17 protein-coding genes are annotated in these 14,708 nt (G+C 50.8%); 8 read left to right on the top strand and 9 right to left on the bottom strand.

Annotated features, from left to right (window positions below):
• The first annotated feature begins 90 nt into the window (after nucleotides 1-90).
• The 4 genes from rpmG (at nucleotide 91) to xth (ending at nucleotide 3,569) form a co-directional block, all read left to right on the top strand.
• Complete coding sequence (gene rpmG / locus NDI45_RS11900; RefSeq protein ID WP_190790837.1) at nucleotides 91-279, top strand: 50S ribosomal protein L33; 189 nt, start codon at nucleotides 91-93, stop codon at nucleotides 277-279.
• Between the two features lie 79 nt (nucleotides 280-358).
• Nucleotides 359-574 (top strand): 30S ribosomal protein S18, encoded by a 216-nt coding sequence (rpsR, locus tag NDI45_RS11905; protein WP_088892805.1) that lies wholly within the window; start codon nucleotides 359-361, stop codon nucleotides 572-574.
• A gap of 87 nt (nucleotides 575-661) precedes the next feature.
• Entirely contained in the window at nucleotides 662-2,695 is a 2,034-nt protein-coding gene (locus NDI45_RS11910) for a ribonuclease R family protein (protein ID WP_348247460.1), read from the top strand.
• A gap of 88 nt (nucleotides 2,696-2,783) precedes the next feature.
• Entirely contained in the window at nucleotides 2,784-3,569 is a 786-nt protein-coding gene (gene xth, locus NDI45_RS11915; protein ID WP_190790835.1) for an exodeoxyribonuclease III, read from the top strand.
• An 87-nt stretch (nucleotides 3,570-3,656) separates the two neighbouring features.
• Here the strand turns inward: xth and gloB are convergent, their stop codons facing one another.
• Nucleotides 3,657-4,430 carry a hydroxyacylglutathione hydrolase gene (gloB, locus tag NDI45_RS11920; RefSeq protein WP_348247461.1) on the bottom strand — a complete coding sequence of 258 codons (774 nt, stop codon included), beginning with the start codon at nucleotides 4,428-4,430 and terminating at the stop codon, nucleotides 3,657-3,659.
• Between the two features lie 696 nt (nucleotides 4,431-5,126).
• Here gloB and NDI45_RS11925 point away from each other — a divergent pair.
• Nucleotides 5,127-6,317 (top strand): glycosyltransferase, encoded by a 1,191-nt coding sequence (locus tag NDI45_RS11925; RefSeq protein WP_348247462.1) that lies wholly within the window; start codon nucleotides 5,127-5,129, stop codon nucleotides 6,315-6,317.
• A 77-nt stretch (nucleotides 6,318-6,394) separates the two neighbouring features.
• Here NDI45_RS11925 and NDI45_RS11930 read toward each other — a convergent pair whose 3' ends face one another.
• Nucleotides 6,395-6,961 (bottom strand): NADPH-dependent FMN reductase, encoded by a 567-nt coding sequence (locus tag NDI45_RS11930; protein WP_190790832.1) that lies wholly within the window; start codon nucleotides 6,959-6,961, stop codon nucleotides 6,395-6,397.
• A 203-nt stretch (nucleotides 6,962-7,164) separates the two neighbouring features.
• A complete protein-coding gene (gene crtR, locus NDI45_RS11935) occupies nucleotides 7,165-8,118 on the bottom strand; it encodes a beta-carotene hydroxylase (protein WP_190790831.1) in 954 nt (317 codons plus the stop codon).
• A 135-nt stretch (nucleotides 8,119-8,253) separates the two neighbouring features.
• Between crtR and NDI45_RS11940 the strand changes: the two genes are divergently transcribed.
• Entirely contained in the window at nucleotides 8,254-8,451 is a 198-nt protein-coding gene (locus NDI45_RS11940) for a hypothetical protein (protein WP_190790830.1), read from the top strand.
• A gap of 495 nt (nucleotides 8,452-8,946) precedes the next feature.
• Nucleotides 8,947-9,642, top strand: a complete 696-nt coding sequence (locus tag NDI45_RS11945) for a tetratricopeptide repeat protein (RefSeq protein ID WP_199296419.1) — start codon at nucleotides 8,947-8,949, stop codon at nucleotides 9,640-9,642.
• Nucleotides 9,643-9,748: 106 nt separating this feature from the next.
• Here the strand turns inward: NDI45_RS11945 and NDI45_RS11950 are convergent, their stop codons facing one another.
• The 4 genes from NDI45_RS11950 to NDI45_RS11965 all read right to left on the bottom strand — a co-directional run bounded on the left by NDI45_RS11950 (nucleotide 9,749) and on the right by NDI45_RS11965 (nucleotide 11,634).
• Nucleotides 9,749-10,237, bottom strand: a complete 489-nt coding sequence (locus NDI45_RS11950) for an FkbM family methyltransferase (RefSeq protein ID WP_190790828.1) — start codon at nucleotides 10,235-10,237, stop codon at nucleotides 9,749-9,751.
• A gap of 72 nt (nucleotides 10,238-10,309) precedes the next feature.
• Entirely contained in the window at nucleotides 10,310-10,555 is a 246-nt protein-coding gene (locus NDI45_RS11955) for a hypothetical protein (protein ID WP_190790827.1), read from the bottom strand.
• Nucleotides 10,556-10,884: 329 nt separating this feature from the next.
• Nucleotides 10,885-11,103 carry a hypothetical protein gene (locus tag NDI45_RS11960; protein WP_190790826.1) on the bottom strand — a complete coding sequence of 73 codons (219 nt, stop codon included), beginning with the start codon at nucleotides 11,101-11,103 and terminating at the stop codon, nucleotides 10,885-10,887.
• A 225-nt stretch (nucleotides 11,104-11,328) separates the two neighbouring features.
• A complete protein-coding gene (locus tag NDI45_RS11965; protein WP_190790825.1) occupies nucleotides 11,329-11,634 on the bottom strand; it encodes a hypothetical protein in 306 nt (101 codons plus the stop codon).
• 134 nt (nucleotides 11,635-11,768) lie between these two features.
• Here NDI45_RS11965 and NDI45_RS11970 point away from each other — a divergent pair, with 134 nt between their 5' ends.
• Nucleotides 11,769-11,945, top strand: a complete 177-nt coding sequence (locus NDI45_RS11970) for a hypothetical protein (RefSeq protein WP_190790824.1) — start codon at nucleotides 11,769-11,771, stop codon at nucleotides 11,943-11,945.
• A gap of 30 nt (nucleotides 11,946-11,975) precedes the next feature.
• Here the strand turns inward: NDI45_RS11970 and NDI45_RS11975 are convergent, their stop codons facing one another.
• Both NDI45_RS11975 and NDI45_RS11980 read right to left on the bottom strand, forming a co-directional pair.
• A complete protein-coding gene (locus NDI45_RS11975) occupies nucleotides 11,976-12,392 on the bottom strand; it encodes a VOC family protein (protein ID WP_190790823.1) in 417 nt (138 codons plus the stop codon).
• Between the two features lie 92 nt (nucleotides 12,393-12,484).
• A complete protein-coding gene (locus NDI45_RS11980; RefSeq protein WP_190790822.1) occupies nucleotides 12,485-14,500 on the bottom strand; it encodes a DICT sensory domain-containing protein in 2,016 nt (671 codons plus the stop codon).
• Nucleotides 14,501-14,708: the final 208 nt, after the last annotated feature.

A 14,708-nucleotide genomic window follows, 5' to 3' on the forward strand; every position in this document is an offset into this window, starting at 1 on the left:
GATTTCGCGTTTTCTTGCACAAGCTTGGATTCGTATGAAATAATAAGAGTTTGTGTTTAATCGTCGCGCCCGGTAGAAACCGTTCCAACTATGGCTAAAGGTGTCCGAATTATTATCACTCTGGAATGTACGGAATGCCGTAGCAACCCAGACAAGCGTTCCTACGGGGTGTCTCGCTACACCACGCAGAAGAACCGCCGTAACACGACTGGCAGACTCGAACTGAAAAAGTTCTGCACCCACTGCAACCGTCACACGGCTCACAAAGAAATTAAGTAATTTCTTGCCTGAATCCTGGACTCACTGTTGACCGTTGATTTTTTCTAATTTCTTCTACAGATAAAGCAAATCTTGACCTATGACTTACTTTCGTCGCCGCGTCTCTCCGATCAAGCCTGGTGATCCGATCGACTATAAAGATGTTGATCTGCTCCGCAAATACGTCACCGAACGAGGAAAAATCCTGCCTCGCCGGATTACGGGTCTGACTGCCAAACAGCAGCGCGATCTGACTCAAGCAATCAAGCGGGCACGCATTCTCGCGCTCCTGCCGTTCGTGAATCAGGAAGGTTAGTGGATTCGGGTGTGGGTGGAGGGGATTCTATCCCGATATGCTGATAGTGGAAAATTCCCTACGCTTACAACCCTCGTCACAGCACACATGGAAAAGGGCACTTTAGTTGAATTTCGACTGCAAGGCGATCAGCCGGAGAAAGGACGACCGCGCCGCTTGGCGGTAGTCGATCGCCTCGAAGGAAAAAAGCATTTGATCGTCGTTGATGAGCGAGGACAGTCCCACACGCTGCATCCTCGTCAAATCACCTATACGATCGCCAGAGAAGCTTATCAGTCCAAAGAGATTTCCGGCTTCTGGCAGTCGATTCAGCCCTATCTTGATCCTTCTAGCTTGGAAGTTGCCTGGGAACTGCTCGTGGAAGACGGAGAAGCAGTCGAACCCGCAACAATGGCAATGCTCCTTTTCTCCGACACAAGCCCATCGCTTTGCTATGCGGCTTATTATTTACTCTCCGAAGACAAGCTTTACTTTAAGCAAAAGGGCGATCGCTACGAGCCGCGACCCGTTGCCCAGGTGAATGAACTCAAGCATCAAGCCACGATCGAGGCACAGCGAGTCCAGGAATGGCAGGGATTTTTGTCACGCTTACAACAAGCCCTGACCGGAGAATCGATAGAATGGCAGGTGAGCGATCGTCCCCGGTTAGAAGCCCTTGAACGGTTCGCGCTGTTAGGTGAAGAAGCCACACATCGCACCCCAGCTCTGGAAACCCTGTCTGCACTGGGTAAACCGGAAACCGCCCAAGCTGCTTTTCAGCTTTTGGTAGACCTTCGCCTCTGGAGTCCCCACGAAAACTTGTTCTTGCGGCGGAGCCAGATTCCAACCCAATTCGCTCAAAGGGTACTTGAAATGGCTCACAGTCGCATTGCATCACCGCCGCCTGACCCAGACCGCGATCGGCTTGACCTGACTCAGCTCAAAGTTTATACAATCGACGACGAAAGCACCCGCGAAATTGATGACGGGGTGAGTGTCGAGTTTTTGCCAGACGGACGACACCGGCTCTGGGTACACATTGCCGACCCGACGCGCTGGGTCATGCCCGGAGACGACCTGGATCTGGAAGCCCGTCGCCGCAGCACCACAGTTTATCTGCCCACGGGAATGATCCCAATGTTTCCGTCCGAGCTGGCAACCGGCCCAATGAGCCTCAACCAGGGGCAGGTTTGTACCGCGCTCAGCTTTGGTGTGATTTTGGACGAGATGGGGGCGATCGAAGAATACGAAATTCATCCCAGCTTGATCAAGCCCACCTACCGCCTCACCTATGAAGATGTAGACGAAATGCTGGAATTACAGGTTGAGGCAGAACCCGAAATCGAAGCAATCTCAATCTGGGCAAAGCGACGCAACGCCTGGAGACAGTCTCAGGGGGCAATCAGCATTCGGATGCCCGAATCTTCGATCAAAGTGCGGGACGACGAGATTACGATCGACGTACTGGATGACTCGCTCTCGCGCAATCTGGTCGCCGAAATGATGATCCTGACCGGAGAAGTTGCCGGACGCTATGGCGAAGAACACCATCTGCCGCTGCCTTTTCGGGGACAACCCCAGCCCGAATTGCCTCCCGAAGAAGAGCTCATGCAGCTTCCCGCCGGACCCGTGCGCTACTGCGCGATTCGTCGCTGTATGCCTCGTAGCGAAGTTAGTTTGACGCCTGCCCGCCATGCGAGCCTCGGGCTCAACACCTATACGCAGGTCACTTCCCCCATTCGCCGCTATGCCGATCTGCTGGCACATTTTCAAATCAAGGCACACCTGCGGGGTGCACCGCTGCCCTTCTCGCCCGAAGAAGCCCAGGAACTGATTCAATCAGTTAGCAACACTGCCTACGAATCCACCCTGGTCGAGCGACAAACGAATCGCTACTGGGGCTTAGAGTATCTGCGTCGCCATGCCGATGTGGTCTGGCAAGTGCTAATGCTGCGCTGGCTGCGCGAACACGAAAATCTGGGACTGGTGCTGATCGAAGACTTGGGCCTGGAAATGGCAATGCGGTTTAACCGATCGGTTGAAGTGGGCGATCGGCTGGAAATCAAAGTGTCCTACGTTGACCCACGTCAGGACATTATCCAATTTACAGAAGTCACAGGCTCAATGGCGCAAACAGCTTAGGAGCTGCTTCGGCGTCCTCAAACAGCCCGAATTGCCGTAAGCTAGGAAGGCTGTTTTTTGCTGCCCGGACTGCCCTAGAGAGAGTGCCATGAAGATTGCCACCTGGAATGTCAACTCGATTCGATCGCGCCTTGATCAGGTGCAAACCTGGCTCAAATCCAGCGAAGTTGATCTGCTGTGCGTCCAGGAAACCAAGGTTGTCGATGAAGACTTTCCGCGATCGATCTTTACAGACCTGGGCTATCACACCTACATTTCAGGACAGAAATCCTATAACGGCGTTGCTCTGATTAGCCGCACCCCTCTGGAAGCTGTCAGCATTGGCTTTGCTGAAGTCGTTGGTAGTTCCGCAGCATCTTTTGAGGCACAAAAGCGAGTCATTAGCGGCGTTCTAAACGGCATTCGCATTGTGAATCTTTACGTGCCTAACGGCTCAGAAGTCGGCAGCGAAAAATACGAATACAAGCTAAACTGGCTTGCCGTGCTGCGCGACTACCTCAAGGCTTGGCAAACCGATCACGCTGAAATCCTGGTGTGCGGAGACTTCAACATTGCCCCCGAAGACCGGGACATCTACGACCCCAAAGGCAAAGACACTCACATTATGTCCTCGCCAGCAGAACGAGAGGCACTTCAGCGATCGGTTTTCGACCTGGGATTTACAGATGGCTGCCGTCAGTTTCATGAGGACGGGCAATTTACCTGGTGGGACTACCGCACGGGCGGCTTTCAGCGGAATCGCGGCTGGCGCATCGACCATCACTATCTCTCAGAGAAATTGCGCGATCGTGCCCAGACTTGTGCAGTAGATATTGTGCCTCGTGGCTGGGAGAAACCGAGCGATCATGCCCCTGTGACGGTGGAATTGCTTTAAGAGTGAGTGAATGGGGAGATGAAGCAAGGGGTTGAGACGATTCCCGGTAGGGAAAACTGCTTTGCGTCATCCTAGATTTGCATCACCCTAGAACTGATCCTTCATGCCTCGCAGTCGAGCGAAGGTTTGAATTGGGTCATGGCTTTTGACCTTCGTTTGAAGGACAGGCTGATCCCAGCGTAGAAAGGGATTGGTCCGTTTTTCTTCCCCCAGCAGTGAGGGAATCGTTGCTTCCGATCGTCCTCTTAACTGATTAACCTGGGCTACGCGATGCTGTAAATCCTGGTTTTGCTCGTCCACCGTTAACGCAAACTGAAGATTTTTCTGCGTATATTCATGGGCACACCAGATGCGCGTATCATCCGGGAGCGATCGAATCTTGGTCAGGGAATTCACCATCTGCATCGGAGAGCCTTCAAACAGCCTGCCACAGCCGCCCGCAAATAGTGTATCGCCGCAAAACAGTTCACCGGGTTCTCCGGGATGAACAGGCGCGAAGTAATAGGCAATATGAGCCTTGGTGTGTCCCGGCACGTCCAGGACTTCCGCCGATCGATCAGCAAATGTCACTCGATCGCCCTCCTGCAAAAATATTTGCTGTCCAGGAATTCTGCCTCGATCGGATGCTCCACCGTGAACGATCGCCTCTGGAAAAGTTCGGAGAAGCTGAGCATTGCCTCCTACATGATCACTGTGGTGATGGGTGTTCAAAATCGAGACTAGTCTCGCATTCAGGTTGCTTAAACAGCGTAGAACTGGCTCTGCTTCAGCCGGATCAATTACGGCAGCAGTCTGAGAATTGGGATCATGCAGCACAAAAATATAGTTATCAGATAGGGCAGGAAGTCGGTGAATTTGCATTACTGAGTCCAGGGTTCACACAGTTCTTTCTGTATTTTCGCTCAGGTTTCCGAAAAATTGGCCTGCTAAAGTTAATTGAGGCTTTACAGGATTCTCACCCTCTCTTTGCCTGTGAGAAAGAAGCCTTTTGCGGAATAGAAGAACGGGCAAAGGCAACCAATTTGATTTCGCTTTAATTCATATCAGCTTCAACTCAAATCTAAACGTCCTGCCATTAGTTACGGTAGGAGTAGGGGTATAGAATGGTTCGCGTTACAGCTCAAAAATCAGCCGAAGCTGCTCGACGATTGATCAATCGCACCAGGTTAACCCAACAGATCAGCTGCAAAGATTATTTTTATCTAACTTCTGTAATTCTGGCAGATACATCACTTAGCGAGGCAGAAAGGCGACAGATTAATCGTCTTTTCGATGACGTTCAAACAGGGCATTTACATCTGATTGATTAGATTTGAGAGTTCGATTTGAATATATTTCAGTTTAGAGAAGTTTAGAGACATTAGTTCTTACTGCGCCAGTGCGTTCTTTGGGAAGGATGCACTGTTTTTTTCAGGTTCACTTTTTCTCGGTAATCTCCTCAAACTCCAGGGAATCCTAGAGCTAATCAAAGAGTTCGCCTAAATCAACCCCAGTGATGCCATTTTTTAACCTAAGTTGGCATCCATCACCTAACGCAGCAATTCAACATTAAAACTTATGGATTTTCAGCGTCGTACAACTAAGCCAACCGTCTCACTTGTAGTCAGTGACTTATCAAAAAGTGGTGCTGGTCGCTGGGGTGGAGGCGTTCGTCCGTTCCTACTGGCTCAAGCTTTACGGCAATTGGGACATCGCGTCGAAATTTTTGGATTTGGCGATGACCCTGCGATCGCTTATACAGTTGACTTGCCGATTGTGACGATCGCGCCAACGGATTATCCCAAATTCTTCCAGTCTGCGCGTCATCTCATGAAGCAAATTGATGGCGATATTATCTATGCCTACAAACCGAAGCCTACAAGCTTTGGAATTTCCCTGCTTCATCGTTTGAAAACACGCCGCCCTCTGATCCTGGACATTGATGACTGGGAGCTAAGCTGGCATGGCGGAGAAGATTGGAAATACTGCCCGACGCTAAAACAGTTTGCTAGAGATGTGTTGAAACCGAAGGGTGCTTTGCGACAGCCTGATCATCCGCTTTATCTAAGCTGGATCGAGAAGCTTGTCTCGCGTGCGAATGCCGTAACAGTTCATACCCAATTTCTCCAGCACCGTTTCGGCGGCACGTGCGTTCCCAACGGCAAGGATATATCATTGTTCGACCCGCAGCGGTATGACGCTCAAGCGGCTAAACAGCACTTTGGACTTTCTGACTATCGAGTGCTGATGTTTCCGGGCGCACCTCGCCCCTACAAAGGGGTTGAAGATATTTTGATGGCGTTAGAGCAGCTCAACCAGCCCGACTTACGGTTAGTGATTGTGGGCGGCAGTCCCTACGACGATTACGACAGTCACCTGATGCAGCGATGGGGACAATGGCTGATCAAATTACCCGCGCTTTCGCATGAAAAAATGCCAGAGGCGATCGCCGCCAGCGATATTGTGGTTGTCCCCCAGCGAGACACGCCAGCAGCCCAGGCTCAGTTTCCGTTAAAGCTTACTGACGGCATGGCAATGGCAAAACCGATTCTGGCTACTCGTGTCGGTGATATTCCACAGATCCTAGGGAATACGGGCTATCTCGTTGATTCTAGTTCCCCCACTCAGCTTGCGGCTGAGATCACCCACATCTTTGCCAATCTTGCGGAGGCGATCGATCGGGGTCGGCGTGCCAGGGAGCGGTGCAGGGAGCATTACAGCCTGGAAGCAATGAGTCATCGGCTTGCCCCAGTGTTAGAAAACTGCTGATAATCGGTTAAAGGGCAGATTGGCAACTGCCCCAACAACCTGATTATGCTCTTACAGGAAATAGGGATAAGGAAACCCTAAACAGAAGCCATTTCACGCTCAGGCAAACTGCGAAGCTTGTGGGTGTTTTCCAGCAGGCTTTGAGCAAAGGCGTCTAATCGCTTCGAGAGATCAGAATCAACAAGTTCACCCTGCTGATTAAACGCTTTCCAGGCTTGTCCGATCGCCACCTGTTCAGGAATCGTCCAGGCATGAACCCAGCGCATGATAATTCGCAGATCATTCAGGGCGTTGCTGTTCGACTGTCCACCCAGAACGCTGATAAAGCCCGTTACTTTGCCAGAGAATTCTTCAAAGCCCATCAAGTCCAGCGCATTCTTCAGCACACCGCTAATGCTGCCGTGATATTCGGGGGTTGCCAGAATAATCCCATCTGCTTCACGGACTGCATCCCGCAGCTTCTCAACGTCTGGATGGTTAGGATAGTCTTTGCCACCATCACAAAAGGGAAGATCTAGCTCTCGTAAGTCTAAAACCTCGACTTCAGCGCCTAACGCCTCAATTCGCTCCATTGCAATTTCTAAGGCTTGCTGACTGTAAGAATCAGCTCTCAAACTGCCGCCAATACCAACAACCTTGATCATAGGGCTGAGTCCTTAGACAACTAATCTTAGCTATTTTTTAATATAGCTTAAGCAAAGTTGTAATGACTACGACTTAGGAGGGAGATGGAAAGCAGATCTGAGGATGGAGAGCTGGAAACAAGAAAAGAGGGGAATGAGATGTCCTTCGCTTTCTTCGGACGACCCATTCCCCCTAATGCAGCCAGAATCGGCAGCCAAAATCGCTATGCTGCTGATTGATGCGACTTATCCTGAATTGAGGTGATAGAAGCAGATTCAGCCTTTGCCGAGTCAGCAGTAAGCTTATGGCTGTGGAAATGGATTCCGAGAAAAACATCGTAAATGAAATTCCAGAAATCCTTGCCTTTCATCAAACCTAAAGTCTGATGGCAGCCTTTTGCGTCGAGGAGTGGCTTTGTGGCTCGATAAGCAGGCTGATACTTATACCAGGGAATCGAGGGCCATAGATGGTGGATCAGGTGATAGTTCTGCCCCATAATCAGCACGTTCAGAATGGGATTGGGGTAGACCCGCGCATTCTTCCAGCGATCGCGCTCTTGGAAGGGACGATGAGGCAGGTAGTCAAAGAACAGCCCCAAAGCCAGACCAACAATGCCCGAAGGAATAAACCAAAAATTAAAGATAAAGCCAACAAAGCCGTACTGTATCCCCAGGACGACGATCGTTATCACAATCAGCCGAGCGACTGCCCACTCTAGAAGCTCATATTTGCGCCACAGCCGTCGCTTAAAAAAATAAATTTCGTGGTAGAAGAAGCGAGCCGAAATCAGCCAGAGCGGGCCGCCTCTAGACACATAGTGGTCGGGATCGTTCTCTGGGTCATTTACATTGGCGTGGTGCTGCATGTGGACGCGGGTAAAGACCGGATAGGAAAATCCCAGCAGCAGGGCACTGCCATGACCCATCAGCGCATTCACAATTCGATTGCTATGGGCAACGTTGTGGGATGCGTCGTGAATGACTGTGCCCACCATATGGAGCGCAAGAACATTGGCGCAAAAGCAGATCCAGTCGGGGACGTGCCAGCACCAATAGCCAATCGTGGATAGGATTGCCATGACTACTGAAACCAGGAACATGAGCAGCGTTGGATTCCATGCCCTCGGCGCGCCCAGGAATTCCCTCGGTACAGTCAGGGGCTGAACTGCCTCCGACATCGTCTGTTTTCTCCTTACAGCTAAATTGAGCGACTTGCCCTCGTTCGCAGGCCCATTCGTAGGAACGAGCAGGATGCACTGAGATAAAACTTTACACTATTTTCCCCTTGTTCTCAGAAAACGCGGCGCAGTTTTTTGTTTAAGACAAAGGAAGCGGTGCAAAAAAATATGTTTCAGGCAAGCTTTAAAGATTCTACGGTCAGAAGGGTTCGCTGTGCTGATTTCTACAAAATGCAGGAACACAAAAGAATGCAAGAACACAAAGTGGAACACACTCATTCGTCTCAGCGTCAGGCAATGCGGAACAATTCTTGCCTGGAGGCGATCGCATGAGGAAGGCAATTAACAATTTTGTTCAGCTTAAAAAGTCACTCCAGGTTTTAGTCAAACAAAAGGTTTATCGCAGCTTAAGAGAAATAATTTAGACTTCCTTAAACTTTTATAGAAAACGCAGGTTTACTCCGCAATACTACTGATAGAGATAGAAGCACGAACTAGCCGTGAAATCCTTACGGACTCTACCTAGCGACCCGTTTGCGGGAGATTGTCAAGATTCGAGAGCCTCCCTTGATTTCCGTAGTTTCAACCTTAAACTCGTACGATGGACAGCTTATTAAGTGACCTATAGAAGGATGTTTCAAACATCCAAAACTTAGAGACTGATCTTGAGATTCAAATCCGTTTGGCTCCACGAGCTTTAGCAACTGTGAGGATGGCATGAATATACGCACTTTCGCCAGCCAAAGTAAAAGAACTAATGGGAAGCAGTCCCCCTCACGGGATAACCGTACGCCCTGCCCAACTGGATCAGGAATACCCGATTGCAGCGTGAACCGTCCTCTTCAGCGACGCTGGCAGTCCAGGTTCACCAGAAAACAGCGAACAGCAGATTTTTCTCATACCCAGCCAACCATTAGTCGCGCAGAGCAAGACCAACTTCTGCGGCAGGAGGCACTGACCCAGGCGCAGCAAGGGCATTTTGATATTGCGGTTGCCCTGTTCAGCGAACTGATCGAGCGTTACCCCAATAGCGCAAGCGACTATAGCAACCGGGGCTTGGTTTACTTCCAGAGCGGACAGCTTGAAGCGGCGATCGAGGACTACAACCGGGCGATCGAACTCAATCCGCAGCTAGACAGTGCCTACAACAACCGGGCGAACTACTATGCGGCTCAGGGTCAATTCCTGGAGGCAATTTTGGACTACGATGTTGCCCTCGATTTGAACCCTGCCAATGTCCGAGTCTGGATTAATCAGGGAATCACGTTCCGGGAACTAGAGATGTACGATCGTGCCCTGGAAAGCTTTGAGCTGGCGCTTTGTCTGGGTCGCCTGGAAGGACATATCTACGCCGAGCGAGGACGGACTTATCACCTGCGGGGCGACTGGAACTGTGCCGTTGGAGACTATCATCGGGCGATCGAAGCACTGCCCGCAACGAAAGGACAGTCACACCATCCTTCGGCTCGTCTGCGTCATCAGGTCGAAAGCTGGATGGGAGAGTTGCTCTACCCCTTTGCTTAAGTCATTTCTGCTTAAGACAGTTCCTGAGGCTTCTCAGACGCGAGTCACTGTTTGAAACCTCAATTTGAAGCCTTGCCTGGAGCCTTAATCGGCTACTAAACGCTTCTTAACCTTCTACCCATTCTCCAGAATCGGGTTGATGTCCTAATTGGCTGTAGAACGGCAGTAAGTAGTATCGCGGTGGGTGATAGTCATTTTCTGCGGTAAATGGTGCGGCGAAGCGATCGCCGACTAAATCTTCTCGCACAAAGAAAGCATTAACACCAGCAAGGTTGGAGCCAACAAGCCTGTAGCCTTTCTTTAAACCCAAGATTTCTAAAGCTTTGAGAGACGCACCAAAATAATCAGTCCCTCGCCATTCATGAGCAGGGTTATAGGCAATAGTCCAGTTCACAGGAGGGTGAAATTTGTCATTGTATTCAATGACAACGACCCGTGGAGAAACAGACTCAATGGCATTCCAAACATGGTAGTCATTACCATCAATATCAATACAAAGCAAATCGATTTCACCCTCGAAACCATTTTGAACAAATAAATCGTTTATGTTTTCTACAGTAATGAATTGATTGACGACTGTGAGAGCAATGGGCACAACAGGTTGAACGCTTTTTGCAATGATCTCGCAAAGCTTCTGACTGGCATCAATTCACAGTCCTCCCCACCTCTAGTAAAGCAGGTAAACAGTGTTATTTTCTAAGCCATCGCACACACCAAACTCAATGAATGCATGGTGTTTAATTCCAATTCTTTGAAAAATTTCTTGAATGATTCCGTCCTCATCGTTCTGGAAGTACGCCTTAAATCCAAAACGCTCCAGACGCTTGGGGTCTTCACATTTAGGGTCAGCTAATAGCTGCCTAATGAGCAGCCCCATATTAGCCGGATAGTTAAAATCGTTATACGCATTCATGCCATCAAGAAATAACTGTACTGCTCACTGCTCAACCTTTTGTCATTCAGTTCAATACAGCACTTCAACCTAGCATTTAATTGGAATGCAAATACAAATCGGAATGCAAATACAAAAATCGATCGCCGTCTGAATAGCATATCCCCCTTGCCATGAATAAACACAGGTTAGGAAAAGTGTGGCGATCGATCATTTTTGCGATTTTCTGATTGCCTAAACGATGATCTCTGCCTAGTGCAATCAATCAGGAAAGAGCAGTGCAGCATCTCGTTTAGCAAATCCTCTAACAAATCCTCAATCGGAAGGCTAATCCCTTCCAAGCTGGTGCTTTAATCGATCGAAATTTGCTGAGGACCGTTTCCGTTGCCATTGGTCTGGTTTGACGGCGTGCTTTGTGTGAGCGTGACACCAGACTGCTGCTCAAGCCAGCTCTTAACCGGATCGTCTGCGAGATTGAGCCGCAGTAGCCCAGAGACAAAACCTCCCAGAAAGGCGATCGGATGTCCGGCAAGTTCGCGGATTACAGGGGTCAATTCGTCCATAAACATGAGAGACACTTCGGGTAACTGTCACATTGATCCTAGCGTGAAGCGGGCAGACTCGCCTACGGGTTAGACAGTGGATTTAGCAGCTGGAGGGAGGGGAGAGAGGAAATGAGGAGGGGAGGAAGGGGATGGGGGGATAGCTAGGAGTGCGTGACCCAGGGCTGGAGCATGATTCTGTTGCCCGATCGTTGAAGGATTAGGGAAATGGGCGCGATGACTAAGCCCTGACTACCCAGACAAACTCGACCCGGGACAAATTTTATGGTTTCGGACGGCTGACCGAGTGCAGCGAGCAATGCCGTTAATTTGCATTAGCGGCAGGCCGACTGCCATCATCGCCCAGTTTTCTCTGGAAGGTGCGCCTTCTAACCAGAGTTCAAACAGTTTCCAGGCAAAGGAATCGGTTGCAGCACGATCGATCTGAGCCTGAACTGCCACAATGAACGGCTGGGAACTGTCTAATTTGCTTTGCCTCAGAGCGTTCAGTATTGCTTCAATTCGTGCATGATTCAGGCAATTATCCCCTTTAACCATCGCCGCGCCACTTGCGGAGCTTTTGACGACAGCATTAGCTCCAGCATAAACGGGGCTACTTCAGGAGCTTGAACACAGCTCGAAAACTCCTTGGTTAAGGAACGAGATGATCGTCCTTTTAACAGTTTTACCTTGTGCGAATCGCTCAGAAGGTGACGGAGCAATCGCCAGAGGAGGCTCAAGTTTTAGAATTTCTGGAACTAACCGACGCTACCCTCCGACTGCAAAAGACGCTCCTCCCATCAAACGAAACTCAGGAAGTCACGCTGACCGCAGTTGAAGACCAGTTCACCTGTCCCGACCTTCCCTGATAAAGACTCAGCCGCTCACTTGCTCACTCACTACCGGGCAAAAATCGCCTCATCCTGAGCAAACGCCTTAAATTCCAGCGCATTGCCGCTCGGATCGAGAAAAAACATTGTTGCCTGTTCGCCCACTTCTCCCTTGAAGCGAGTATAGGGTTTGATAATAAATTCAATGCCCTGCTGGGTGAGACGATCGGCGAGTATTTGCCATTCGTTCATTTCCAGAATCACGCCCCAGTGCTGCACCGGAACATTTTTGCCGTCTACAGGATTCGTGGGTGTCCCTGTGGCAGACGGAGCCAGGTGAGCGGTGATTTGATGCCCAAAAAAATTAAAGTCAATCCAGCGATCGGAGGTGCGCCCAATCGAGCAACCCAACAGGGTTTCGTAGAAATTGCGGGTTGCTGCCAGGTCAGTAACGGGAAATGCAACGTGGAAAGGACGAAGACTCATAGACTTGCGGTTAAAGCTTGAAAGAATGTTGGAGCAGTATCCGAGGTGCTGCATTGCCTCTTAAATCCCCATTAATAGGGGACTTTGAATGACTAACTCATTGCCGCCCGTCGATCGCTCGACTTCGATCGCGAAGATTTGGAGCTGCGAGGAGGCTTGGCGGGGGGAGGGGGAGGTTCCTTTTCCTGGGCGATCGGCAGCGTGAAATGAAACTGGCTGCCCTGGTCGCGTCCTGCCGATTCTGCCCAAATTTTACCGCCCAAGCCCAGCACAATCTGCCGACAAATTGCCAGCCCCAAGCCCGTGCCGCCTGCAGTGCGTCGCAGTGCCCCTTCTTCCTGATAGAAGCGATCGAAGACTGCCTCCAATCGATTCGGTTCAATGCCGCGTCCCGTATCGATAACCGTCACTTCCAGCATTTTGCCGCCGTTGGGCTTTGCCTCGATAGTCACTTCGCCTTCCGGGTTGGTGAACTTGCAAGCATTATCCAGCAGCTTCGATAACACTTCCACTAGCCATTCGCCGTCTGCCTTCACCGGGGGCAGCTCGATCGGCACTTCTGCGGTGATGCGCGGCAGTTCTTCGGTTGCTTGGCGGGTGCGAATGCTGCTCAACGCCAGGCTAACGACTTCCTCCAAAGCGATCGGCTCCAAATGCCACTCGACTCGTCCGCTTTCCAGCCGCGACAAAGTGAGAAAGTCCTGAATCAGCTTTCTCATGCGATCGGCATCGGTCATCGCCGTATTCAGCATCACCTGCCGCAGTTCGGGCATCATATCCGGTTCGCTCACCAGGCTTTCCAGACAGACCTGAATCGTAGAAAGCGGCGTTCTCAGCTCGTGTCCAGTAATGGCGATCAGGTTGCTGCGGGTGCGCTCCAATGCTTCAAGCTGCTGGTTCAGGTCTTCCAGGTTGGCATAGGATTCTGCCTGAATCAGGGCGACACCAAGCTGTGTGGCGATCGCCTCAACCATGCCGATTTCATCATGAGTCCAGGCGTGCGGTTCGCTCTTGCAGTGATGCAGTTCCATCATGCCGAGCAGCTTGCCTTGATACACCACGGGAACCATTAGCCACGAGCGAATTTGCCAGCGATCGAGCCGGGTCTGAATCGGGGAGAAATCAAACGTTGAATCCTGGGTATTGGGAACCGAGAGGCTTTCCTGCTTTTGCGCGACGGTCTGAAACAGGGGATTACGGCTCAGTAACCATTCCTCGCCCATCAGTGAACGGATTGATGGATTCGATCGATATTCGTAGCTAATCGTCGTCGTCGTATCCGTTGCCCGGCAGCGATACAGCACACAGCGACAGACTTCCATCGCCTGTCCCAGCTCCGCCACTGCCACCTTAAAGATTTCGTTGGGGTCGAGCGATCGACGAATGGCAGACGTAATCGAATTCACCAATCGTTCTCGTCGTTCCTGGGCAGCGATCGATCGGTATGCCTTGAGCAATTTGTATTGTCCCGCCTGCAAATAAGTCACCAGTCGCTGAGCAAACGGATCGGGGTCAACCCCCAGTCCTTCGGTCGGCAGGGGGTGGGTCAGGAACATTTCTTTTGCCTGCTCAATTTTTTCGCTTAGTTCCGGTCGATAAACCTGAATGCGGTTCAACAAGAGTTTTGCTGCCTGCTCGCTCACCTGGCGATCGAACGTCCAGATGCCCTCAAAGCGGCGCGTTTGATCCATGCCTGCCGCCTCTCCTCGACTGGTAACAGGAGCGGGATAGCGTTCCTGACAAAGCAAACAAGCCGCATACTGCTGCCCAATCACCACCAGGTGCCATTCCTGACTGAGGCGATCGTCTGGCTCAAAGGCGATCGTTTCATATTCTCTCGATGCGCTTGTAAAACTGGTTTCAGGTGCAGCCAGCACATATACTTGGGGCGTCAGAGCAGCAATGCGTTCGTAGCGGTGTGCCTCCTGGCGATAAAATCGCTCACGCTGGAAGCTGGCAATCACCAGTGAAGAAGTTGATCCGCCCGCCAGGACTTGATCCTCCATTGCGTGCGAAAGGGCAGTCAGGGAGGACTTGAAGTAAAGCTGGGGTCGCAGTTGGGGCGCGATCTGCAATAACTCTTCCAGAACGGAAGTTTGGAGGCTCATTGGCAGTACTTTGTCGATCCCTACGGAAAACAGGTCGAGGTACAAGAAGCAGCTTCCTTACAAAGCTTCGCACGACTCGCAATCGGTCAGCAGGAGGGTTGTTGCACAGAGTTGCTTAGAACGGCTGGGTTTGCAAGGGGTCTCAGTCAAATCGTAAAGCGGCGGCTAGCAGACAAATCATAAGATTTGCAACCAGACGCAACACAGT

The organism is Leptolyngbya sp. GB1-A1 (genome assembly GCF_039962475.1).
Lineage (GTDB): Bacteria > Cyanobacteriota > Cyanobacteriia > Elainellales > Elainellaceae > Leptolyngbya_A.